Annotated in this window: 21 protein-coding genes and 1 pseudogene; 1 reads left to right on the top strand and 21 read right to left on the bottom strand. The window is 31.7% G+C overall.

From position 1 onward, the window contains the following. Positions 1-14 precede the first annotated feature (14 nt). The 4 genes from HGI79_RS03185 to HGI79_RS03170 all read right to left on the bottom strand — a co-directional run bounded on the left by HGI79_RS03185 (position 15) and on the right by HGI79_RS03170 (position 5,053). Positions 15-902, bottom strand: a complete 888-nt coding sequence (locus tag HGI79_RS03185) for a PH domain-containing protein (RefSeq protein WP_185649185.1) — start codon at positions 900-902, stop codon at positions 15-17. A gap of 136 nt (positions 903-1,038) precedes the next feature. Next, positions 1,039-2,124, bottom strand: a complete 1,086-nt coding sequence (gene rpoD / locus HGI79_RS03180; protein WP_185649186.1) for an RNA polymerase sigma factor RpoD — start codon at positions 2,122-2,124, stop codon at positions 1,039-1,041. Continuing rightward, positions 2,124-3,896: a DNA primase gene (gene dnaG / locus HGI79_RS03175; RefSeq protein ID WP_185649187.1), complete on the bottom strand. Its 1,773-nt coding sequence runs from the start codon at positions 3,894-3,896 to the stop codon at positions 2,124-2,126. Before dnaG ends, rpoD begins: the two co-directional genes overlap by 1 nt. A 263-nt stretch (positions 3,897-4,159) precedes the next feature. Continuing rightward, on the bottom strand, positions 4,160-5,053 hold the full coding sequence (locus HGI79_RS03170; protein ID WP_185649188.1) for an HD domain-containing protein: 894 nt from the start codon (positions 5,051-5,053) through the stop codon (positions 4,160-4,162). 116 nt (positions 5,054-5,169) lie between these two features. Here HGI79_RS03170 and HGI79_RS03165 point away from each other — a divergent pair, with 116 nt between their 5' ends. Further along, positions 5,170-6,237: a CotS family spore coat protein gene (locus HGI79_RS03165; protein WP_185649189.1), complete on the top strand. Its 1,068-nt coding sequence runs from the start codon at positions 5,170-5,172 to the stop codon at positions 6,235-6,237. 1,083 nt (positions 6,238-7,320) lie between these two features. On the opposite strand, the gene HGI79_RS03160 is transcribed toward HGI79_RS03165, so the two are convergent. The 17 genes and pseudogenes from HGI79_RS03160 to HGI79_RS03080 form a co-directional block, all read right to left on the bottom strand. Further along, complete coding sequence (locus tag HGI79_RS03160; protein WP_241428129.1) at positions 7,321-9,093, bottom strand: ABC transporter ATP-binding protein; 1,773 nt, start codon at positions 9,091-9,093, stop codon at positions 7,321-7,323. A 49-nt stretch (positions 9,094-9,142) separates the two neighbouring features. After that, the gene (locus HGI79_RS03155) at positions 9,143-10,879 is read right to left on the bottom strand and encodes an ABC transporter ATP-binding protein (protein WP_185649191.1); all 1,737 of its coding nucleotides are present in this window, start codon (positions 10,877-10,879) and stop codon (positions 9,143-9,145) included. 516 nt (positions 10,880-11,395) lie between these two features. Next, a complete protein-coding gene (locus HGI79_RS03150) occupies positions 11,396-11,689 on the bottom strand; it encodes a condensation domain-containing protein (RefSeq protein ID WP_185649192.1) in 294 nt (97 codons plus the stop codon). A gap of 375 nt (positions 11,690-12,064) precedes the next feature. Beyond that, positions 12,065-14,695 (bottom strand): pyruvate, phosphate dikinase, encoded by a 2,631-nt coding sequence (ppdK, locus tag HGI79_RS03145; RefSeq protein ID WP_185649193.1) that lies wholly within the window; start codon positions 14,693-14,695, stop codon positions 12,065-12,067. 64 nt (positions 14,696-14,759) lie between these two features. Next, complete coding sequence (locus HGI79_RS03140; protein WP_185649194.1) at positions 14,760-15,401, bottom strand: helix-turn-helix transcriptional regulator; 642 nt, start codon at positions 15,399-15,401, stop codon at positions 14,760-14,762. Between the two features lie 260 nt (positions 15,402-15,661). After that, positions 15,662-16,252 (bottom strand): DUF4342 domain-containing protein, encoded by a 591-nt coding sequence (locus tag HGI79_RS03135; RefSeq protein WP_185649195.1) that lies wholly within the window; start codon positions 16,250-16,252, stop codon positions 15,662-15,664. A 54-nt stretch (positions 16,253-16,306) separates the two neighbouring features. Further along, entirely contained in the window at positions 16,307-17,080 is a 774-nt protein-coding gene (gene recO / locus HGI79_RS03130) for a DNA repair protein RecO (protein ID WP_185649196.1), read from the bottom strand. A 60-nt stretch (positions 17,081-17,140) separates the two neighbouring features. Beyond that, on the bottom strand, positions 17,141-18,022 hold the full coding sequence (gene era, locus HGI79_RS03125; RefSeq protein WP_185649197.1) for a GTPase Era: 882 nt from the start codon (positions 18,020-18,022) through the stop codon (positions 17,141-17,143). Between the two features lie 11 nt (positions 18,023-18,033). Further along, on the bottom strand, positions 18,034-18,432 hold the full coding sequence (locus HGI79_RS03120; RefSeq protein WP_185649198.1) for a cytidine deaminase: 399 nt from the start codon (positions 18,430-18,432) through the stop codon (positions 18,034-18,036). A gap of 130 nt (positions 18,433-18,562) precedes the next feature. After that, a complete protein-coding gene (locus tag HGI79_RS03115; protein ID WP_185649199.1) occupies positions 18,563-19,261 on the bottom strand; it encodes a diacylglycerol kinase in 699 nt (232 codons plus the stop codon). Between the two features lie 31 nt (positions 19,262-19,292). Next, on the bottom strand, positions 19,293-19,793 hold the full coding sequence (ybeY, locus tag HGI79_RS03110; RefSeq protein WP_185649200.1) for an rRNA maturation RNase YbeY: 501 nt from the start codon (positions 19,791-19,793) through the stop codon (positions 19,293-19,295). Between the two features lie 113 nt (positions 19,794-19,906). Beyond that, a complete protein-coding gene (locus tag HGI79_RS03105; protein WP_185649201.1) occupies positions 19,907-21,988 on the bottom strand; it encodes an HD family phosphohydrolase in 2,082 nt (693 codons plus the stop codon). 13 nt (positions 21,989-22,001) lie between these two features. Continuing rightward, positions 22,002-23,165, bottom strand: coding sequence for a sporulation protein YqfD (gene yqfD / locus HGI79_RS03100; RefSeq protein WP_185649202.1), 1,164 nt, complete (start codon positions 23,163-23,165; stop codon positions 22,002-22,004). Beyond that, the gene (gene yqfC / locus HGI79_RS03095) at positions 23,149-23,433 is read right to left on the bottom strand and encodes a sporulation protein YqfC (protein ID WP_185649203.1); all 285 of its coding nucleotides are present in this window, start codon (positions 23,431-23,433) and stop codon (positions 23,149-23,151) included. The genes yqfD and yqfC overlap by 17 nt, the downstream gene beginning before the upstream one ends. 90 nt (positions 23,434-23,523) lie before the next feature. Further along, positions 23,524-23,970 (bottom strand): annotated as a pseudogene (locus HGI79_RS03090) (GatB/YqeY domain-containing protein). A 25-nt stretch (positions 23,971-23,995) separates the two neighbouring features. After that, complete coding sequence (gene rpsU, locus HGI79_RS03085) at positions 23,996-24,172, bottom strand: 30S ribosomal protein S21 (RefSeq protein WP_066618478.1); 177 nt, start codon at positions 24,170-24,172, stop codon at positions 23,996-23,998. 154 nt (positions 24,173-24,326) lie between these two features. Beyond that, positions 24,327-24,671: a histidine triad nucleotide-binding protein gene (locus HGI79_RS03080; RefSeq protein ID WP_185649204.1), complete on the bottom strand. Its 345-nt coding sequence runs from the start codon at positions 24,669-24,671 to the stop codon at positions 24,327-24,329.

Raw genomic sequence — 24,671 nt, 5'->3', positions numbered from 1 at the left:
TTTATCAAGTTTTATTACCTAAATGTCACTAATATCCTAATTTGCATTATAAGAAAAACTGTAGATAATATTAAAGGTATATAAATAAACTTGTATGCTGATTTTCTATCATATCTTGCACAAAAATAAGCGGCATAATACATACAAAAAAGTACAGCCATATTTAGTATACCATAAAACATATGTTTAAACGCAAATTGCTTTCCTGTACCAAATTTAATAGCAATAAATTGGGAATTAAAGCTCAAAGGCATCATAGGTGGCAGCTTGTGGTATAGATAAAGTACTATAGGATTTAATGTTACTAACAGCGTTATTATAGTAACAATTATAAGGGGGATGTAAAATCTTTTATCCTTGTAAATGTTTATTCCCTTATTGATTTTGTAATCCCAATTCAAATAACTGATATTATTCTCGTTTAGTTTCTTTTCAAAGTCATCTATATTTTCTGGAGATATTCCATAGCTAGTTTCATCGGTTTTAATATAGATAACATTTTTTGTAGAAGTTACAAACATATAAGTATTTCCTATTTTATCAATTATAGATCTTCCTATAGCAAAATTATTTTTGCCATATCCTGAAAGCCTTACCCCTTTTATATATCCAAAATCTCTTCTATATCCCTGTATGCAATTAAAAGGAATTTTTATTTTCTTTAATCCCAATACACTAGTAATATATAAATTATCCTTGTCCATAAAAAAGCTTAAAGAACTATAAATAAGTATATAGTAAATCTGGTATATATTAAATATAACTATAGCTACCTTAAGGAGTATTGATATCTCATAGGAGTTTATTAGGAAAAATAATGCGATTAACAACGTATTGTATAAAATAGTTATACCCAGTATAGAATATATTCCTAATCCTTTTGTAGATTTATAAGTTTCCACATCATCACCTTCCCATGATAATTATAACATACTTTATATTAGGATATTAGTTTGAAAAGTTATATTTTTTTAACTTTGATCTATCTAATGTGCTATGCTTTTCACCATATGACAAAAGCACCTTGTCTCTGGTGCTTTAATCTAAATAATCCTTTAGCTTTTTACTTCTGCTCGGATGTCTAAGTTTTCTTAGTGCCTTAGCTTCTATTTGTCTTATTCTCTCTCTAGTAACATTAAACTCTTTTCCAACTTCCTCAAGAGTTCTCGCTCTTCCATCATCTAATCCAAATCTCAATCTTAATACTTTTTCTTCTCTTGGTGTCAGAGTATCTAGAACATTTATAAGTTGTTCTTTCAACATAGTAAATGCTGCTGCTTCAGCTGGAGCTGGTGCCTCATCATCCGGTATAAAATCACCAAGATGGCTATCTTCTTCTTCACCAATAGGAGTTTCTAAAGACACTGGCTCTTGTGCTATTTTCATTATTTCTCTTACCTTATCTACCGGCATTTCCATAATTTTAGCTACTTCTTCTGGTTGAGGTTCTCTACCTAATTCTTGTAAGAGCTGTCTTGACACTCTTATTAGCTTATTTATAGTTTCAACCATATGAACAGGTATTCTTATAGTTCTTGCTTGGTCTGCAATAGCTCTTGTAATTGCCTGTCTTATCCACCATGTAGCGTAAGTACTAAACTTGTAACCTTTTCTATAATCAAACTTTTCAACTGCCTTTATAAGTCCAAGGTTTCCTTCTTGAATAAGATCAAGGAAAAGCATTCCTCTACCAACATATCTTTTTGCTATACTTACAACAAGTCTTAAGTTAGCTTCAGCTAGTTTCTTTTTAGCTGCTTGATTTCCATCCTCTATTTTTTGAGCTAATTCAATTTCTTCTTCGGGAGAAAGTAGTGGAACTTTACCTATTTCCTTCAAATACATTCTAACTGGATCATCTATAGCAATACCTTCTGGAACCGATAAATCCAAATCTTTTTCGTCTACTTCTACATCCTGAATATCTCCAATAACTTCAATTCCCATAGATTCTAGTACTTCATATATTTTTTCTATCTGTTCCGGACTTAAATCTATTTCATCTAATTCGTCCATGATTTCTTTATAAGTTAAAGTGCCAGTCTTTTTTCCCTTTTCCAAAAGTTTCTTGACTATTTGCATCTTTGCACTTTTATCTTTCATTATTTTGCCTCCTTCAACCATTACTGCATACCACCTATCCTTTTCTGTATTTCTATAAGTTCCTGTGCTAGTTTCAAGGACTCATCAAGCCTTCCTTCTAATTCGCACTGTTTAATTTTATTCATAATATTTTTTTTAGACTCCTCTAGCTTGTATTTTCGTATCATTTTTATACAATCATCTAATACACTTTTATAGTCATGTTCCCCCTGCACTAAATCTGTTTCCATTATATTTATCCATTCTTTAGACGTATCTATATCATTGCATTTATATTCTATATGCTTTTCTTTCTCAGCTATTTCTTGCTTATTAGCTTCTAAAATGTACTCGTATATCTTCATATGACTTTCTAAAGCCATATGTTCTTTTTTAACTATACCTAATGCATATTCAAAAGCTTTATTATCAATAACCATAAGCTTTAAAAGTGTTCTCTCAGCCTTTAAATATGCAGGGTCTAAATATAATTTTTGTCCAAAAACCTGATCAATATTCATATTTTCATCTTTTTTTGCAATTTTTTGAATTTTATTATTTAACATGTCATATAAGGCCTGATCTCTTATTTTTGTATCCTCTGATAGTCTTTTTAGATAAATTTCTCTCTCTATAGGATCTAGACCTACTACTATTTCTAGAGCTTTTTCTGCAAACTTTGCAAGTTCATTTGCATTTTTTAAATCTATGCCCTCCCTGAGTTTATTTATCTTATAATCTATCAATGGAAGTGCTTCATCAATGAGTTTTAAAAAAGCATCTCTTCCATTATTTCTTATAAATTCATCAGGATCTTTGCCCTGAGGAACCGTAAGAACTCTCACATCCAATTCAACCTTCTTTAATATATCAAGTCCTCTTAAAGTAGCTGCCTGCCCTGCAATATCAGAATCATATGAAATTATAACTTTATCAGCATATCTTTTAATAAGTCTTGCCTGGTTGATTGTAAGCGCTGTTCCTAGCGAAGCTACTACATTAGTTATTCCATATTGATGAAGTGATATACAATCCATATATCCTTCTACTATTATTAATATTCGAGAACCATTACCTTTTATTGCAAAATTTAGACCATAAAGATTTATTCCCTTTTTAAATAAAAGAGTTTCTGGTGAATTTAAATATTTAGGCTTTGAGTCATCTAATACTCTACCTCCAAAACCAATAACTTTACCTTTATAATCAAATACAGGAAACATAACTCTATTTCTAAATCTATCATAATAAGATCCCTTTGGGCTTTTAATTATAAGCCCAACATTAAGCATATCTAACTCTGTAAAACCTTTTTTCTTTAAATAGTTTAATATACTATCCCATCTGTCCACAGAATAACCAAGTCCAAATCTTCTAATTATATTCTCAGTTATACCTCTATTTAGTAGGTATCTCTTTCCACTGCTATTCTCTTTCAAGCAGCTAAAGAAATATCTAGCAGCCTCTATATTTACTTTATATAATCTTTCAACGTTCTCTCTATATGTATTATTCTTATCTCCATCTAATTCTAATTCTATGTTAACTCTATCAGCTAAAAACCTTACTGCTTCTGGAAAGTTAAGATTCCTAGTTTTCATAATAAAAGTTATAACGTTGCCTGCTTCACCACATCCAAAACACTTATATATTTGCTTATCCGCAGAAACACTAAAGGATGGAGTTTTTTCATGGTGAAAAGGACATAATCCTAAGTAGTTTCTTCCGCCTCTTTTTAATTTTACACTTTCAGATATTACATCTATTATATCATTTTCCTCTTTTATTCTTTGGATGACATCTTCCGATATCAATAATTATTCCCACCTATCTTTCTTAGTTATTGTTTCACTAGAAATAAATATATTCGACATAAAATTCTACATTCCTTCTGCAAAATTAAATATTTTTATTTTTAGTTTGCAATATATATTTATATTCTTTATAATTGTTGAATATCCTTCAATAACTAAATTTTTATATAATATTTATTTTATCTTAAAAATGTATGACAATTTTTATAATCTTAGTAAACAGTACACTTGTTATTTTACCCATTTACTTAAAAAAATTATTCCTAATATATAACTATTTTAGGTACATATATATTGTTAAATGTTATTAAACAATAGTCATCACTCATACCAGAAATATAGTCAGCAACCCCTCTATATAGGCCCTCTTTTTCAACAATACTTATATAAAACTCTGGCATTTCTTGAGGATTTTTTAAAAAATAACCAAAAACTTGCTCTAATATAAATTTTGCTTTATCTCTTTCTGCTTTTAGAACTTTTCCTAGATATATATTTTTGAACATAAAACTTCTAAGTTCTGATAAAGCATCCCCAATCTCATCACTTAATGATATTCTAACTATACCTTTATTGATATTGTGTAAGGTTGTATATATGCAGTCTTTTACTAAAGTACCTATTCTTTTTCCTTCCGTATCACCTAATAATTTTATTAGGTGACTTGGTAGTTTTTCTTTTCTTAACAATCCTGCTCTTATTGAATCATCTATATCATGATTGACATAAGCTATTTTATCGCTATACCTTACTACTTGCCCTTCCAAAGTAAATGCTTGTGCTGTAGAATTTGAAAAGCCACTGTGATGTAAAATTCCATCTAAAACTTCTTTAGTCAAATTCAGTCCCAATCCCTGCTCCTCTATTTTAGTTAGGATTCTTATACTATTTTCATTGTGCTTAAAACCAGCTGGAAGTAATTTATCTAGTACTTCCTCACCATTATGAGCAAAAGCAACATGTCCTATATCGTGACCTAATGCAATAGCTTCTATCAAATCCTCATTTAATCCAATTCCCTTACCTATAGTTTTAGCTATTTGGGTTACTTCATCATCCTCCTCAGAGATACTTCTTCCTTTTGTACTCGAAGAGAAGGCTGCTTGTGATATTAACATTATCTTTTCATTATTCTCTATCTTTTCTCTTAAAATCATATAAATCACCTTATAAGATTATTCTATATACCTATACAAAACTCCTTTTTTTAATGTATATTGTAGTAGATTTTATAATATTATATATGGAAATAGGTTTTTGAGGAGTGTTTTCAATGCCTTATGCGGCTAAGGAATATAGTTTAGATTTATTATCTGAAGAAAATATAAAAAAATACGTTTTACCTGAGTATAATCTGGAGAATTCTCAGTTAACTAGAATAAAATTTAAAGATACAGATAAACAAAGAGCTGTGTATAAATTAGATTATCTGAATAATACTTATTGCTTGAAAAAGGTTTACTTCTCAAAAGAAGAATTACTCTTCATTTATTCAGCAATAGAATGGTTACATAGGAATAATATATGTGTTCCTAAAATCCTTCCTACTAAGGACAGGGGAAGATTTGTTGAATATAATAACATGCTATTTATACTAACACCATGGATAAACGGAGTAAAGTGCAGCTATGATAAAAAAGAACATGTATTGGCTTCTATAAATAACTTATCTCATATGCATTATGTATGTAAAAATTTCAATCCCATAAATGAAAGTAAGATAAGAAAAGGTGAAGAAGATATTCGTTATTCGGTAACTAAACACTTTCAACAACTACTTTCCTGCTCAAATTCTGCTTTTAAATATGGCGATAGGTTTTCAAAACTATTTTTACAACACTTTGAAACAAACTTACTACTATCTGAAATTTCTGTACGTGTTTCTTCTAGTATAAATGTTAGAAATTTAAGTCTTTCATTATGCCATTTAGATTATGTTAACAAAAATATACTATTTGATTCTAATAATAAAGTATGGGTTATCGATTTTGATAAATGTTGTATAGATTATTGTACACATGATATATCATACTTCTTAAGAAGACTATTAAAAAGAGAAAAGACTAATTGGGATTTAGATCTTGCATTACAATGTCTTAATGTATATGAGAATACCAACATACTCAATTTAGATGAATATAAATATATTCTTGCTTATTTATCTTTTCCACAAAAGTTTTGGAGGATATCAAGAGATTATTACAATAACATGGTAAAGTGTAATCACAATTCCTTTTTCTATTTGCTTGAAAAAGCTACTCAAGCAGATAAAGAACACTTAGATTTTATCCTGAAGTTAGGAAAATTCATAGAAAATAGATTTCAGATTAGAATAACTTAGCTATAGACAACCACGCCCGAAATTTAATTTATACTCCGAGATATATTACCATGTTTCGTCACGTTAAATATTTTTAATTAGTCTAAAGCTCAAATTTGATAAAAATCTAAGAACTTTGATAAACTCGCTATGCTCAAACATATCTAAAGTTCTAAGATTTTTTATCAAATTTTCGCTAAGAATAATAAAAAATATTTAAATGTGACTTCAACATTGGTAATATATCCCTACGCATAAATTAAATTTAAGTTGAAGTTATCTATATAGACTAAAAAACTCCTATGATTTTACTCATAGGAGCTTTTTAGCCTACTTTCTTGGATTTTTAACTTCTGCCTGTGCTGCTGCAATCCTAATAGACCAACCCACTTTTTTAGTATTATGATACACTTTTTTGTTATACATGAGAACTCTGTTTTTATTGTATCTATATCCGAATAATCAAAATATGTATCTAATAAACTTAATGAAAAATTCCTTCCTTATTATTATACATGTATTTTCTTCACCCCTAATATAATAGCTTATAACATGTCCTATTATTTAAAAATTATCTTAGTGCCTTTAACTTATCTTCTATTCCTTTTAGTTTTGAGGAAAATGTATTGTATTTCATGATTTCTAACTATTACGTAACATAGTATTAATAATTTACCATATAGTAAAACGTGAAAGTACTACAATGGATACCCACGAAATAATATTCTTTCCAATCCAGAACGACTCAGATTTTCCCATATTACCATTCCAACATCTAAAATTTCCTCTCGAGCTTCCTCACAGCTTATATCATTTTTGCCTATCATCCATTTCTCGGGGACCCAATTTAACAGTATGATTTATTAGCCCAGAAGAATGTCTCTCTTCCATTGGCTCTTCAAACCAAGTTCATCAACCCGGGCTAAAAAATCCTCATATCTTAACAATTGATCCAAGTTACCTTGCAGATTTTAATGATGCAGGGATATACACTCAAACAATGTCTTCATATGATGAGGTTAATCAAAGTGCTTCATGGTTGCAATACAAAAATGTAATTTCTATAACCGGATTAATTTTCAAACTGATTTTAGAAAGAACCGATTAAATCTCCTCACCATTAAACTGATTAAAATATAAATTATAGTAAAACCCTTTCTTTTCCAAAAGTTCCTCATGGCTACCGCGTTCCACAATTTCGCCATTGTTAATGACCACTATAAGGTCAGCGCTTTTTATAGTAGAAAGCCTATGGGCAATCACAAAGCATGTTCGATTTTTCATTAAATTTAACATTGCTTCCTGTATCTTACGTTCAGTACGGGTATCAACATTGGACGTAGCTTCGTCCAGTATCAAAATGGAAGGATTTGCGAGTATAGTACGTGCGATGGCTAGCATTTGTTTCTCTCCTTGGCTCAGGTTGTTAGCATTCTCCGATAATTCTGTATCGTAGCCGTGGGGGAGACGCCTGACGAACTCATGGGCGTTTGCTAATTTTACGGCTTCGGTGATTTCATCATCCGTAGCGTTGAGCCTGCCATAACGGATATTTTCTTTTACAGTACCTGCAAAAAAATAGGTGTCCTGAAGCACAATCCCTAAAGCTGAACGCAGAAAACTACGCTTAATCTTCTTTATATCTATGCCGTCGATGGCAATGTTTCCACTGCCGATGTCGTAAAAGCGTGATAGAAGGTTGATAATAGTCGTTTTGCCCGCTCCAGTGGGACCTACTAGTGCAATTGTTTGACTTGGTTTTGCATAAAGGTTCACATTCTTTAAAACATGCCTTTCCACTGCGTATCCAAAACTTACATCCGTAAGCGTTACGCTGCCACGTAAATCGTCTATAATCACTGCGTCGTTGCTGTCCTCCGGCTCCGTTTCTTCATCTAGGACTTCAAATACCCGTTCCGCACCCGCCACTGCAGAGAGGATCATGTTGAATTGCTCTGCAAGCTTCAAAAGAGGCCAGGTAAATTGCCTCGAATATATCGTAAAACTGGCAATTATACCCACTTCAAAATACCCCCTTAAACAGAGTATGCCGCCTATTGCAACTAATAGCACATAACTGATGTTATTCAGCATATTCATTACCGGCCCCATGATCCTCGAATATATTTGCGCCCTTATGCCCACTTTGTTAAACTCGTCATTAATTTTTTCAAAGGCATCGATTTCGATATTCTCATGGGAAAAGACCTTGACAGCATGATGTCCAGAAATATTTTCCTCGATTTTACCATTTAATTCACCTAATGTCTTTTGATTTTTTTCAAAATATTTAAGGGCGGGCTTGGTAATCATTTTTGTTGTTAACATCACCATTGGAATCATAATAAATGAAACCAGCGTTAAAAGAGGATTGATGTACAGCATAAATGCTAATGTGCCAACAACTGTGACAACGCTCGATACAATTTGCGCAATGCTCGTGTTCAGCATATTACTGACATTATCAATATCGTTTGTTACCCGGCTCATAATTTCGCCGTGTGTTTTAGAATCAAAAAAACGCAGGGGCAATTTCTGGAGTTTGGCAAACAAATCTCCACGAATATGCGCCGCGGTGTCTTGAGCGATATAAGCCGAAATATACGTTTGCAAATAAGAAAGCAGACTAGAAATTAAGTATACAACCGTTAGCAGCGTTAGAATTCCGAACAGGCCGGAAAAATCCGATTTCAAGATATAATCATCAATGGCGATACCTATCAAATACGATCCCCACAGACCAAACAGCGTAGAAATCACAATGCACAACACTATAAATATAAGTAAACTCTTTTTCAAATAACCCCATAATCTTTTTACGGTATTGTTCAGATTTTTTAGTTTTTGAGCCGACGTTATCATACCGGGACCTACCATTCTAAGGCCACCCGACCCCGAACCCCTATTTGATTTATCCTGCCTTTTGTCACTCATTTACCAACACCTTCTCTTTCTCTTGGGATGAATAGATGTCTCTGTATACCTCACTGGTATACAAAAGATGCTGGTGACTGCCAATAGCCGTTATCGCTCCGCCTTCCAACACAATTATTTTATCCGCTTTAATAACGGAAGAAATGCGCTGCGCGATGATAAATTTCGTACAATTACCAAATTCATTCCGCATAGCCTTTTGCAGCCGGGCTTCGGTTACTGTATCCACAGCACTGGTAGAATCGTCCAATATCAATATCTCAGGCTTTTTTAATAATGCCCTTGCTATTGCCAAGCGTTGCTTCTGACCGCCTGACAAATTGATGCCTGCCTGCTTTATTTCAGTATTATATCCGTTTTCTTGTTGTAGAATGAACTCATGGGACTGTGCTATTCTTGCCGCTTCTTCCACTTCATTGTCCGTGGCGTCTGGGTTTCCCCATTTTATATTTTCTTTAATGGTACCTTTAAACAATATGGATTGCTGTAATACAAAGCCGATCCGTTTTCTGAGGCTTTCAAGGTCATATTCCCTAACATCCAGGCCGTTTACCAGTACAGCGCCCTCCGACACATCATAAAGCCTGGGTATCAGACTTACTAGCGTAGTTTTTCCCGCACCAGTCTGCCCTAATATCCCTACTGTTTCACCTCTTTTTACAGAAAAGCTGATGTTTGTAAGCACCGGATTCCCTGTTGATTCGGGATAGCGAAACAAAACGCTTTTAAACTCCACTTCGCCGTGTCCCGTGACCCTGGCGGAAGGAGCAGCTGGGCTAATAATATCAACTTTTGTATCTAATACCTCATTAATTCGGTCGGCAGACACCTTGCCCCTTGATATGCTGACGATCATATTACTTAACATTGCCACGGAGGCAAGTATCTGCGTTAAATAATTGATATACGCCATTATAACTCCTACGCTGACCGAGCCGCCACTTACGCGCATACCTCCGAACCATAGTACCGCAACAATGGACAAATTCATAATTGTCATGGAAGCCGGAGACAGAACTATAGCCACCTTGATAGTTTTGAAACTGATTGCTTTTAAATCTTTATTTGCGGCTCCAAACTTCTCTTTCTCCAGAGTCTCTCGCATAAAAGCTTTCACGACACGGACACCCGCCAAATTTTCCCGAACAACGAGGTTCAGCCGGTCAAGTTTTTCCTGGGAGGCCTTAAACAACGGAAGTCCTTTTATAATAGTTACAATCAAAATCAAAATTATAAAAGGTATGATAACCCAAAAGATAGAAGCAAGCTCTTTATTCAAGCTGTATGCCATAACAATACCGCCAATAATTAACAGCGATGCACGTACCATCATACTCAACAGTGTCATAACAATCTGCTGTATCTGCGTGACATCGTTAGTTAGACGAGTTATTATCGAAGCGTTAGAAAGTTTATCCACATTAGTGAAAGACAGACCCTGCACTTTCTTAAACAGTGCGGAACGTACATCCCTGCTAAAATACTGCCCGGCAAGCGTTGAAAAAATAATGCCGCCCATACCGCTTGCAACTCCTATAAGAGATATTATCACCATGTATACACCCATTTTGAGTACATAATCAAAATCCCTGTTTACAATGCCTACATCAACGATGTCGGCCATAAGCCGGGGCAGATATATATCCATTAGCACTTCTAATAACATGAATAAAGGAGCCGCTATTATATATGGCAGATAAGGTTTTAAAAATCTTACTAACTTTAGCAAATTAAATTCTACCCCCTAATCCTGTCTGAGTTTCCACGAAAATGCGAACTCCTTAAAATCAATGGTCTGAGGAAGCTAGAAGAGTGTTCTCCCACTACGCGCAAAATAAATGGAATGTAATTAGCATCTCGCCCTGAACAGTTTACTTTGCTACTTTAATCTTCCATTTTCTGTGTTAAACTGATTTCTTGTTCCGAATTGATATTCGAAGCAACAATATCTATTATTTTTTCATAGATAAATAATGAATCAATCTTTTGTGACATCTATTATGACCTCCCTATTATAATCGTAGATTTTTTTAGCTTAATATTACTTAAAGTTTCGACAAAGTTAAAATAGATGAAAGAACATGCGAAAGCACCATGAGGGAGAATTTGAGAACTGCCATTTTCTGCGCCTGATGATAAAATTTTTAATTTAATTAACTCAAAAATGCTTTTTACAACTAGTCTTATACCTCGGACACTCAGCATACGTGTCATTGAACTTTCCCAATATCAGCTTCCTCTCTGATTACGTCGTTAGCTCCAGCTCCTCTATCTTACTTTCCGCCCTCTCTGTTATCTGCTCTAGGATCTTTATATAATGATCCAGAATCCTTCTGGCGCTTTCTTGCCTATACAGTGCCGTACAATATTCTAACTCCACCGCTAACTCATCATATTCATATATATTAAAAGATAAATCAGATTTCGATATCTTGCTTCCTGTATTTATGTATTCAATTTCAATTCCTTTTAACTCATATCGCACTTCCTCATTGTTCTGCAATACTAGCATTACATCAAAAAGCGGGGTCCTCGCCATATCCCGATTAACGTTTTACTGCCTCGTATATACCCAATTTTTATATAAAATCACCGCCAAAACCAATACAGTATATTTTTAATCATTTTATTACATTTATTCCATTATAACATTAATTTTTAGTTTTATCACCAATTTTCTAGATAATAAGTGTTCCATAATTAGACTATAAAAACTGTTCTAAAATATCCTATTTTTATCTAAAAAAATATTTCAGAACACAAATTTAATATAAAAAAGAGATATTGCACCTAAAATCAGTTTTTTGATTTTAAGCAACAATATCTCTTACTTTTTCCTAGTATTTATAGCTAAAAACACCTAACGTATAAGTTATTTTAATCTATATTTATACTACTTTATGGGTACTAAGCTTTATCTTGGATTCTTAACCTGAGCTTGAGCAGCAGCAAGTCTAGCTACGGGTACCCTGAACGGAGAACAGGACACATAATCTAAACCTATGCTGTGACAGAATTCAACGGATGATGGATCTCCACCATGCTCACCACATATTCCAAGGTGAATATCTAATCTGGTTTTTCTTCCTAGTTCAGCAGCTATTTTAACTAGCTTACCCACTCCATTTTGATCTAATTTTTGAAATGGATCGAATTCATATATTTTCTCATTATAATAATCTTTTAAGAATTTGCCAGCATCATCTCTTGAAAAGCCGAAGGTCATCTGTGTTAAATCATTGGTACCAAATGAGAAAAACTGTGCCTCTTTGGCTATTTCATCCGCTGTAACAGCAGCTCTAGGTACTTCAATCATAGTACCGACTAAATACTCCATATCTATTTCAGCTTTAGTTATTATTTCATTAGCAACTCTTACAACTATATCTTTAACAAATTTTAATTCTTTTACTTCCGCAACAAGGGGTATCATTATTTCGGGAACTATATTATATCCCTTTCTTCTTCTAACATCTATTGCTGCTTCTATTACAGCTCTAGTTTGCATTTCAGCTATTTCTGGATAGGATACAGCTAATCTGCATCCTCTATGACCCATCATTGGATTAAATTCATGTAAAGATTGAACAGTTTCCTTAAGCTCTTCAAAGGATATACCCATTTCTTTAGATAAGTCTCTTATATCTTCATCTTCATGAGGCAAAAATTCGTGCAATGGTGGATCTAGAAATCTAATTGTAACAGGTCTTTCCTCCATAGCTTCATAAATTCCTATGAAGTCTTCTTTTTGCATTGGCAATAATTTTTCCAGTGCCTTTATTCTTTGCTGCTGTGTCTTTGAAAGTATCATTTCTCTAACTGCTGTAATTCTATCCTCATCAAAAAACATATGCTCAGTTCTACATAAGCCTATACCTTCTGCGCCGAATTTTATAGCTTGTTCCGCATCTTTAGGAGTATCTGCATTAGTTCTAACCTTCATTGTTCTTATTTCATCAGCCCAATTCATAAATACTCCAAAATAACCACCGATTTCAGGTGAAACCGTTTTAATTGCTTGGCCATAAACATTGCCTGTACTGCCATCTAAGGATATATAATCTCCCTCTTTATATATCTTTCCCCCAACTTCAAATATTTTCTGATTTTCATTTATTCTTATTTCTCCACAGCCAGCTACGCAGCACGTTCCCATACCTCTAGCTACAACTGCCGCATGTGAGGTCATTCCTCCTCTTACAGTAAGGATACCCTCAGCCGCTACCATACCTTCTATATCTTCTGGTGAAGTTTCAAGTCTTACTAAGATAACCGTTTCACCTTGTTCGTGATGTTCTTTTGCTTCTTCAGCCGTAAAATATATTTTACCACAAGCAGCTCCTGGAGATGCTGGAAGCCCTTTAGCTATTACTTGTGCATTTATTATCTCTTCTTGATCAAAATTTGGGTGCAAAAGGGAATCTAGTTGCTTAGGGTTAACATTAAGCATTGCTTCTTCTTTAGTTATAAGACCTTCTTCAACCATATCTACAGATATCTTTAATGCAGCTTGAGCAGTTCTTTTTCCGTTTCTTGTTTGAAGAAAGTATAGCTTACCCTGCTCAATTGTAAACTCCATATCCTGCATATCCTTATAATGCTTCTCTAATCTATTCGCTATGTCAATAAATTGTTTATAACAGTTCGGTAAATCCTGCTGCATTCTTGTTATTGGTAAGGGAGTTCTTATTCCAGCAACCACATCTTCACCTTGCGCATTTATTAAATATTCCCCAAATATTTCTCGTTCACCTGTAGCTGGATTTCTTGTAAATGCAACTCCTGTTCCTGATGTTTCTCCCATGTTTCCAAATACCATAGACTGTACGTTAACAGCTGTTCCCCAATCGCTAGGTATATCATTTAATCTTCTATAAACTATAGCTCTTGGATTATTCCAAGATCTAAATACTGCTGTAACAGCTTCACGAAGTTGTTCCCTAGGATCTTGTGGAAATTCTTTTGCAAGTTCTTTTTTATATAAATTTTTAAACCTCTTAACTATATCTTTCAAATCTGAAGCATTTAAATCAGTATCAAATTTAACATTTTTGGACTCCTTAACTTCGTCAAGTATATCCTCAAAATTTCTCTTCTCTATCCCCATAACAACATCTGAGAACATTTGAATAAATCTTCTATATGAATCATATGCAAATCTATCATTATTAGTTAACTTTGCTAACCCTTCTACTGTTTCATCGTTCAAGCCTAAATTTAAAATAGTATCCATCATTCCAGGCATTGAAGCTCTAGCTCCTGATCTAACTGAAACCAGTAAAGGATTTTCAACACAACCAAGCTTTTTGCCTGTGATATCTTCAACTTTAGTTAATGTTGAGTATACCTGACCAATAATGTCTTCTGATAAGACTTTTCCATCTTCATAGTATTTTATACATGCCTCTGTGGATATAGTAAATCCTTGTGGCACAGGTATACCTAAATTAGTCATTTCCGCAAGGTTTGCACCCTTGCCTCCAAGTAGATTCTTTAAGCTTGCATTGCCTTCATTAAAGAGGTAAACATATTTTTTACTTTCCATACAAGTAACATCCCCTTTTTATAGTATTTAATATATATGTCAACGGATATTTCTATCCGTTTACTTAACCTGTTCCACCCATCTTTACAAATAGTCTAGTTATATTAGTTTTAGAAACCTTACCAATAATCTTAAGAACTTCTCTATCACCAACAATTGATTTTTCTATAACTGGTAAGCTATCAACTTCATGTTCCATAATTTTTTGCGCCGCGGAATAAGCCGTATCTTCTTTTTCTACAAATATTATATTAGGCATTCTTGTCATTATAATGCCCACTGGTACTTTATGCATATCAGTTCCACCCATAGCTATTTTGAGGAAATCTTTTCTAGAAACAGCCCCAGTTAAAACTCCAGAATTTTCTACAAATAAAGTTCCTACATCATTTAGAAACAAATGCACTATAGCGTCATATACAGTAGTGTTTTCATCAACAACTACTGGGTTTGACATGATATCCTTTACTATAACGTTTCTTACATAATCATAAATTATGCTATAAGAGGGTTTTTGTGAATATATATAACCTACTTTTGGCTTTGCCTCCAATATACCTGTCATGGTAAGTATAGCCAAATCCGGTCTTAATGCAGCTCTTGTAACGCCTAATTTTGATGCTAATTGTTCACTAGTTATCGGTTCATGTTCTTTCACAAACTGTATTATCTGTTCTTGTCTTGGTGTTAACTTAATAACGTTCACCCTCTCTCTTCAGTAAATTTTGTAACATAAAATTTTAGTAACTTTTAGTTTTTATATTTATATATGGTTATTATAACACTATATTCATATTAATAGTATAGCACTTTTACTTATTAATTTTCCACAGTTTTCATTTCATACTTTATATTTATATTATTACAGTAAATAAAATAGAAGAATTTAATTTACTTATAAACACTACAAAAGCCAGCAATTTGTTAAATAAATGCTGGCTTTTGTTATATCAAATATAGATAATGTTATTTATATTCATTATTATTATCTGATTTTTCATTATCAATGTCTTCAAATTTTACAGTATATTGATAGGTATTTTCTCCACTTTTTTCATCTTTATTTGTAAACTTTTCTTTTACAGATGTGGCTACATCTACTACCTTTTCTTTCATGTCTTTTACAGTATCCTTCACACTACTTTTTATAATTTTGTTAACCACTTCTACAGTACCATCATCCTTAGTTATTTCAATTGTAACTTTTGTAAATACAGCTGTTAAAATACCTATAGCTATTAGAGGAGGATATATAAGAGCTGTTAAAGTAGCTGCTATACCTGCGTTAACCGGAATATCAACTATAATTTTTTCATCTTTTTTGATTCTTATTCTATTTACATTTCCCTTTTTAACTAAATCTTTTAGCCAATCTAAGAACTCATCTTTTGTAGTATAAAGGTTATCTTTTGTAGTTTTATTATTTTGTTCTATATATATTAATGCATCAACTACATTCCCATTACACGCTTCTAAAGCCTCTTTGGCTTCAGTATAGCTTACACCTGTTCTTTCTCTTATAATATCAATTTTTTCTAAAGTAATTTCTTCACTCATTTCTTTCACTCCTTTTATTGTTAATTATTATAATAAATTAAAAATCTATTCACATTATCTTTCAGGTACATTAAAATTTGATAGGAAATTAAGTGTATCTAGACTTTTAGGTTTTCTAAAATAATTCTGAGATATAACTAATGATAATACCTTATATAACTCATTTTTTGTTTCTTCTGAAAGAGAAACTCTATAAATATTTTCCAAAGGAATTTTTAATAAATATTTAAGTGCATTATATGCAGTAAAACTAACATTCATACCATTAATTTTCTCACATTCATTGCAAACTCCGCCTGAATATTGGATGCTTATATAGTTGGATGAATTTATTTTCTTCTTACAAATACTACAGTTATCCATATTAAAACCATATCCTGTTAACTGTAAAATTTTCGCTTCAAATGCACGAGCTAAAGTTTCTATATCCACTGCATTATTTTTTATTAGGTAAAAAGCTGTAATTAGGCACTTAAATAATTCTCTATTGCTTTCCTCATCCTGCGTACATATATCTATAAGCTCACAAAAATAAGAGGCATAGGTTAATGTTTCTAAATCATTTAGTAAGGTCTGAAAGGAATCTATTATTAAACTTTCATTTATTGAGTAAAGACTTTTTCCTTTATAAACTACATAGTCTCCATAACAAAATTGCAACGTGGTAGTAAAAAGATTACTCTTATTTTTTTTTGCTCCTTTTGCAATGGTTGATATTTTTCCCAACTTTTCACTAAAAAGCCATACAAGTTTGTCTGACTCTTTAATATCTTGAGTTTTAATTACTATAGCTCTAGTTTTAAAAATTGACAGAAAATCATCCCCCAATTCTAATAAATATGCCTGTATTTATTATACCCTTATTTAAAAATAAGTTTCTATATTTTTTTATTTATATCCAAGTTCTTTCAAAATACTAGGACTATCTCTCCATTCTTTTTTCACTTTTACCCAAAGTTGAATATAAACTTTTGTTCCTAAAAGTTTTTCTATGTCTTGTCTGGCATATGTAGAAATTTTCTTTAACATAGTTCCATTTTTTCCTATTATTATTCCTTTATGAGAATCTTTTTCGCATAGAATAGTACCTTCTATATGATAAATGTTCTTATCATCTTTTTTCATAGTTATAATCTCTACTGCTATACCATGAGGCACTTCTTCTGATAAAAGTCTTAGGGCTTTTTCTCTTATTGTTTCAGCTACAATAAATCTTTCCTGTTGATCTGTAATCATATCTTCTGGATAATACATCGGTCCAGTTGGAATCTGCTCTACCATAAGCTTCTTCAATTCTTCTACATTTTTACCATTTAATGCAGATATGGGTATAATTTCTTTAAAATCAAAAATCTTTGAATAATTATTTAATGTTTCTGCTACCTTTTCTGGTGTATTTTCATCTATTTTATTAACAATTAAAAAAACTGGTACACCACATTCCTTTAATTGCTCTAATATGTATATATCTCCTCTGCCGATTTCTACTTCAGGTGTAGTTAAAAATAAAATAAGATCCACTTCTTTTATTGAATCTTGAGCAATTTTAACCATATACTCACCAAGCCTATGTTTAGGTTTATGAATACCAGGAGTATCCACGAATACTAGCTGGAAATCTTTTTCTGTTAATATAGTCTGTATATTATTTCTTGTAGTTTGAGGTTTACATGATACTATTGATAGTTTTTCTCCCATTATTGAATTTAACAATGTTGACTTACCAACATTAGGTCTTCCTATAATTGTTACGAACCCTGATTTAAACATATGTTCTCTCCTTACTTTTCTAGGTCTTTTTTAGTAAAAGCTCCTGGTAAAATTTCTTCTAATGATTTAACTATATATTCATTTTCGTTTTTCGCTAATATTATTTTTGTATGCTCTGAAGAAAACTCAGCTATAACCTGCCTACATATACCACATGGATATGTGTAATCATTTTGGATTCCTATTATAGCAATGGCCTCTATTTCCTTATGTCCCTCTGAAACTGCCTTAAATATAGCTGTTCTTTCTGCACAATTTGTTGCACCATAAGATGCATTTTCTATATTACATCCATTATAAATAGTACCATCCTCTACAAGTACAGCTGCTCCAACTCTAAAATTAGAATATGGTACATAAGCATTCTTTCTCCCATCAAGGGCTGCAATAATCAATGATCTATAATCCATTATTATTCCTCCGCAATAAATTTTTATCCATTGGCTCCCAGCCGTAACACTTTCTCTCCTATAACATAAGATGTCCTAAGTAGTGTAAATAAATTATAGCATTATTTTCATTCATTGCAATATTTTAATTTTACCCAAATATTCTGAAAAGTAATACCGTTATTAGTGTACCAAATATTGCTCCGGCAATAACTTCAATGATAGAGTGTACCTCTGAATCTACTCTGCTTTGTGCTACAATAAAAGCCAACAAATAACTTAAAAGTACTATGGTTATTTGTCCCGTTGTAAGAGCTATAGTAGTTGCTATAGAGAAAGCTATAGCACTATGACCACTTGGCATCCCACCCTTTAGAGGTGTTCCTTCTCCAAAAACTGCTTTAATAACTATAGTAGTTATACTTACAATAGCTAAGATTATGAAAATAGTATAGGGACTTGTTGTCTTAACCTTTTTTATTAATATAAAATTTATATATTTGAGCTTATCTGAAAATATTATATATCCTACAAAAAGTGCATTAATAGCGGTTATTAATACACCTCCCGCAGCTACATTTTTTGCTAATTTAGCTAAGGGGTGATAATAATTAGTTGTGGCATCTACTGCAAATTCTATTGCGGTATTTAATAATTCTGACATAATAACCATACTTATCGTTATTGTTATTGCTAATAATTCTATTTTACTTAGATCATAAAAAAAACATGCAGTCAAGACCAGTAAAGCCGCAATCATATGTATTCTCATGTTTCTTTGAGTTCTAACTGCATATATTATACCTTCAATAGCATAATTAAAGCTATCCAACAATTTTTTCATTTTCATAATAACATCACCACTTTAAAAATAATCAATTTTATCTTACCAGTTGAAATTTTTCTAAAATCTCCTCTTCCCTTCTTCTCATAACAGATTTTTCTTCTTCCTCCATATGATCATACCCTAAAAGATGCAAAATAGAATGTACTATAAGATATGAGGCTTCTCTTAAAAAGGAATGTCCAAATTCAATACTTTGTTCTTTTGCTTTCTCTAAAGAAAGTGCTATATCACCTAATACTAGGCTTCCATCATCAAAATCACTTTCAGCAAATTCATGTCCTTCATAAGCCTCTTTAAACACCTTTCCTGTTGGGAATTCTAACATAGGAAATGACAGAACATCAGTAACTTTGTCTATATTCCTGTTTTCTTTATTTATTTCTTTAATCTCTTGGTTATCTACAAATATTATACTTACTTCACAAGGGATATTTACATTCTCTTGTTGAAGTGAGTGTTCAACCACCTTAACTATGGTATTTTCTAATTCATCTGTAACCTGAATTTTATTTTGTCTGTTATCTATAAGAATCATCTGTTATTCCTCCAAATTTTATTGATTTGATTTAAAACAGTAAACTAACATTAATTTTTTCTAATGTTAACTAAAAATATTCAATATTTAGTTAACATTATGCTTATTTAATATTAGGACTGTTTATTTGCCCGTTTATCTTCAGGATACTCTATTCTCTGATGGTAAATCCCTGTTAACACCTTTAAAAATGCTTGTCTAATTTTATTTATATCTTTTAATGTTAAATCACAGTTATTAAGTTGTTCTTCATTTAGTCTATCTTTTATAATACTATTTACCATTTCTTCAATCTTTTCATGGGTTGGCTCACTTATAGACCTTACAGCAGCTTCAACACTATCTGCTAACATTATTATACCTGCCTCTTTGCTCTGAGGAATTGGTCCAGGGTATCTAAAATCTTCTTCATTTATGTCTTCTGGTTTGTCACTTGAATTTTTACATGTTACGTAAAAATATTTAGCTAGTGAAGTACCATGGTGTTGTTCTATAACATCTCTTATAACCTTAGGTAGTTTGTACTCCTTTGCTAATTCCACACCATCTTTAACGTGTGATATTACTATAAGAGCACTTAAGTTAGGTGTTATTTTTTTATGCGGGTTATCAGCTCCTAACTGATTTTCCTTGAAAAAATATGGTCTTTTTATCTTGCCTACATCATGGTAATAGGATGAAACTCTTGCTAATACTGGATTACCTCCTACTGCTTCAGCAGCCACCTCTGATAGGTTCCCAACTAAAATACTGTGATGATAGCTTCCCGGTGCCTCGATAAGTAATCTCTTTAATAATGGATTATTAGGATTAGATAACTCTAGCAATTTAATTGTAGTAACAATATCAAAGATACTTTCAAAGATAGGTAAAAATCCAATAGTCAAAATACCTGATAATATACTTGCTACTAGAGTAAACATAGATTTTTTTGTTACATCTATACCATTGTTGCTGAGTAAAAATCCTAATGAAAATGTAAATATAACATTTATAACAGCAATAAATAGACAGGAATATAAAATATCGTTTCTTTGCTGCATCTTTTTTAATATTATAGCTCCAACAATTACGTTAATAATTGCTAGTACAGTTATTTCTATGTTAAATTCTACTGCACCACTAATAAATATGCAGTTTAACATATTTATAGTTAACGATGCCTTGTAGTTTGTTAACAAAGAGAAAATCATAGGTATGCATGCTAATGGTATTAAAAACGGTGATATTATAGCAAATGTCCTAGCCAATAGCACAAATATACAACTAAATATGTTTATCATTATCAATTTACTGTTGTTATTATATAAATCTTTGTGATATCTGGATAAATAAAACCATTGCAGAAATAATATTAAAAGTATTAGAATTCCTAAGCTAATATATATATACCATTCAAAATGAAAATCATTGTTAAGTAATCCCAAACTTTTCAATATTTCTATTTGATATTTTGTTACAGGTTCCCCTTCTTTTACAATTGTTTGTTCCTTCTTTATCATAACAGGCGGAACCTTTTTTATTGCATCTTTTCTTAACTCTTCAGTCTTAACTTTATCATAAAAAAAGTTAGGAGTAATTTGAGAATAGGCTATAGCAGTAGCTATATCTCTTAATGATTTTGGAATCTGAGAACTATTTACCTTTAAAAGTATATTTTCTTGAGCCCTTTTAATATCTTCAATGTTATCTTTTTGACTGTTATCACTTATATTGCTGTTATCATAAAGGTCAGTCATGGTTTTGCTTAAAAATTCTTGTATTATTTTCAAATCATCTTTGTTTAACTTTACTAAGTTTAAGTAATCATCATTAGATAATCCTATTTCAACTACACTTTTTAACTTTTTCACCTTATCAGTATCTTCAATAGTTAACGCTTTAACCTGAAGTACACTGGTAAAAAATGAGTTGATTTTATTTATGGTTTCCGTTTTAATCTCTGTTTTTTTATTATACTGTATTGGCACAGAATCTATCTCCTGTTGAATCCTAGCCTCAGTAGATAACTCATCCTTTACTTCCCTTGGAGCTTTGATGTCAATCTTAGCAATATCGCCTTCTTTTAAACTATACTTTTTTGTTACTAAGGAAGTTACCAGTACTGAATAAATAAATATAAAAGTCAAAATAAAAATTAATATCTTATTACTTTTTTCTTTCCCATAAAAATTCTTTAGTGATAGTTTTTTCATTATAAACCACCTTTTATCTTTGTGTTTCCTGAACTTGTTCAGGTATAGCTATATTCTCCTCTGCTACTACTAGTACTCTTACAGTATACACATCTCCTGCTTCCGAATTCACTATTTTATCAATAATTTTAACAGATTTATCTAAATTTCCACATATTTTTAAATAAAGCTCGTTAGCAGTATCATCTACAACTTTTTTAGGGTCTTTTTGAGTGTTAGTTTCTTTTACTTCGTAAAAAAAATCTCTTTTTATAAAAAGTTTATTATCTTCTATTTTATCATATTTATTAAATTTGTTTATAGATTTTTTTAGATATATTTTTTTTCCTTTTATGTCTATATATATATTTTCTACTTTATTTCCTGTTCTTTCTCTCTTTATTTCATTAATTTTAACATCCTTGCTTTCCTCGTAAAATGTCCTACATATTACATCGCCTTCAGCATGTACAGCATATACAGATCCTTCCTTCCCTTGTTCACCTTTCACAAGAAGTTGTCCCTTTCTAACCATATCACCTTTTTTAACTACAGCCGTACCTGCCTTTGTATATACTCTTAATACTTCACCATCTTTTTGCGCTATTAAATTACGCTGAGCATCCTCTGTGACAATGGTAGGCGGTGACTGCCTTTCTGCTGCAGAGACTTTCAGTTTGGATCCTTCTACTCTAACTCTAACCCACAGTATATTTTCATTATCCTTTAAGAGCTTTTCTTCAATATTGTAAACATTTATGTTTTTTTTATTTATTCCAGGTATTATTCCAAAGGAGTTTAATTGTTGCCTTATTTCATATGGTGATAAATTATGTTCCACATTAATTTCTATACCCCATATAAAAGTGGACAGATAATATATTACTCCAACAAATAATATTATTCCACCTGCTAAAGCCACTCTTTTTTTCAACCTTATTAAAAAAAATGCTAACCCCCTTCTATCAACTACCTTTATCTTTGTTTTTGTTTTTTTAGCTATGTCTTCAATTTTACTATAATCCTTTAAATTAATTTCCATAGTCATAGTTGTAATATTTTTCTTTTTAATATTTTTTATACGAATATCATTTTTCCACATCAGGTTAACAAATTTCTCAGGTATAAGTGATTGAATCTCTATAGTAATTATTCCACTCTTATATTTTGTAAAATTAATTTTACTCATTTCCCTCATATACTATAGATTTGAACTTTCCACCAATTGTTATGGTACTTCCCCCCATAAACAATATTTCAAATCTATTACCTTGTATAGATATTAGTCCTACACCTGAATTTACTTTTACCTGATCTTCTTCAAAGAGTACTACACCTTTATGATTTTCTATTATGATCTCATTCTCACCAGTAACAGTGATTTTTGGCATATTTAAAATTATATCCCTAGGTAAATCTAATTTATTAGCAATACTTTCTTTTACATCATATAATTTATCCTTCACTTTATCACCTCTAAAAATTCTTTCATACTAATCTATGAAAAATAAATTTAATAAATGACAAAATAAAAAAGGTTGAGATATCTCAACCTTTTATTTATCTAAATGTTGCTTTACAATCTGACTCACAAGCTTACCATCAGCACGCCCTTTGGTTTTAGGGGTAACCAAAGCCATAACTTTCTTCATATCTTTCATGCTACTTGCTCCCACTTCATCGACTGCCTTACGAACAATTTCGGAAATTTCCTCTTCGCTTAACTGCTGAGGAAGGTAACCTAACAAGATTTCTATTTCAGCTTTCGCCTTATCAACTAAATCCTGTCTGTTTCCTTTTTCATATTCCAGCATAGCTTCACGTCTCTGTTTTATTTCCTTTGCCAAAATCTCAATAATTTGGTTATCATCAAGTACTTTATTATCAGTTTTTTCAACTAATAATACAGCAGACTTCGCCATGCTTATTGTATTTGCTCTAAATTTGTCTTTTTGCTTTAAAGCTTGCTTCTAGTCTTCCTGCATTGTTTCTTTAAGAGACATTACTTAGTACCCTCTTTCAAAGATTCTATTTAAACTTTCTCTTTCTTGCAGCTTCAGATTTCTTTTTTCTCTTCACGCTTGGTTTTTCATAGTGTTCTCTTTTTCTAACTTCTGAAAGAACACCAGCTCTAGCACATTTTCTCTTAAATCTTCTTAATGCACTTTCTATAGTTTCGTTTTCTCCAACTCTTATTTCTGACATATTTATCCCTCCCTCCGCTAGCTCAATTTAATTTTAAAAATTAAATACAGCCAATGTAGGTCACATAGCACATTGTTTATTATACAACATACATTTAGACACTGTCAACAATTTCATTATATATACTTAATACATAACGTAAAATATATATGAGTTAACCTGGAGGCCACTTCAATGATCTGCCACCTAACAAATGAAAATGTATATGTCCAACTGTTTGCCCACCATCTTCCCCACAGTTTGTAACAATTCTATAACCATTTTCAGAAAGCCCTAAGTCTTTAGCAATTTTTTTAGCAATTATAAAAATATGTGCTATTATTTTTGAATTTTCTTCACTAATATCATTCAAGCTGCTTATATGTTCTTTAGGTATTATTAAAACATGTATAGGAGCAGCAGGACTTATATCTTTAAAGCTTAATACTATATCATCTTCATATACTTTTTCACATGGTATTTGACCTTTTATTATCTTGCAAAAAATACAATCTTCCAC

Source organism: Clostridium sp. DJ247, from assembly GCF_014231265.1.
The sequence above is the reverse complement of the archived record's forward strand: the minus strand, read 5'-3'. Positions and strand labels throughout refer to the sequence as shown.

What these genes read in the sequence shown, in the direction of transcription:
- HGI79_RS03165 (WP_185649189.1), top strand. Translation starts at nt 5,170, where the DNA reads ATGCCTTATGCGGCTAAGGAATATAGTTTAGATTTATTATCTGAAGAA.
- rpsU (WP_066618478.1), bottom strand. Translation starts at nt 24,172, where the DNA reads ATGTCAGAAATAAGAGTTGGAGAAAACGAAACTATAGAAAGTGCATTA.
- HGI79_RS03150 (WP_185649192.1), bottom strand. Translation starts at nt 11,689, where the DNA reads ATGGCGAGGACCCCGCTTTTTGATGTAATGCTAGTATTGCAGAACAAT.
- era (WP_185649197.1), bottom strand. Translation starts at nt 18,022, where the DNA reads ATGTTTAAATCAGGGTTCGTAACAATTATAGGAAGACCTAATGTTGGT.
- HGI79_RS03105 (WP_185649201.1), bottom strand. Translation starts at nt 21,988, where the DNA reads ATGAAAAAACTATCACTAAAGAATTTTTATGGGAAAGAAAAAAGTAAT.
- yqfD (WP_185649202.1), bottom strand. Translation starts at nt 23,165, where the DNA reads ATGAGGGAAATGAGTAAAATTAATTTTACAAAATATAAGAGTGGAATA.
- rpoD (WP_185649186.1), bottom strand. Translation starts at nt 2,124, where the DNA reads ATGGTTGAAGGAGGCAAAATAATGAAAGATAAAAGTGCAAAGATGCAA.
- ppdK (WP_185649193.1), bottom strand. Translation starts at nt 14,695, where the DNA reads ATGGAAAGTAAAAAATATGTTTACCTCTTTAATGAAGGCAATGCAAGC.
- HGI79_RS03160 (WP_241428129.1), bottom strand. Translation starts at nt 9,093, where the DNA reads ATGGTAGGTCCCGGTATGATAACGTCGGCTCAAAAACTAAAAAATCTG.
- HGI79_RS03135 (WP_185649195.1), bottom strand. Translation starts at nt 16,252, where the DNA reads ATGAGTGAAGAAATTACTTTAGAAAAAATTGATATTATAAGAGAAAGA.
- HGI79_RS03115 (WP_185649199.1), bottom strand. Translation starts at nt 19,261, where the DNA reads ATGAAAATGAAAAAATTGTTGGATAGCTTTAATTATGCTATTGAAGGT.
- HGI79_RS03120 (WP_185649198.1), bottom strand. Translation starts at nt 18,432, where the DNA reads ATGGATTATAGATCATTGATTATTGCAGCCCTTGATGGGAGAAAGAAT.
- HGI79_RS03170 (WP_185649188.1), bottom strand. Translation starts at nt 5,053, where the DNA reads ATGATTTTAAGAGAAAAGATAGAGAATAATGAAAAGATAATGTTAATA.
- ybeY (WP_185649200.1), bottom strand. Translation starts at nt 19,793, where the DNA reads ATGATTCTTATAGATAACAGACAAAATAAAATTCAGGTTACAGATGAA.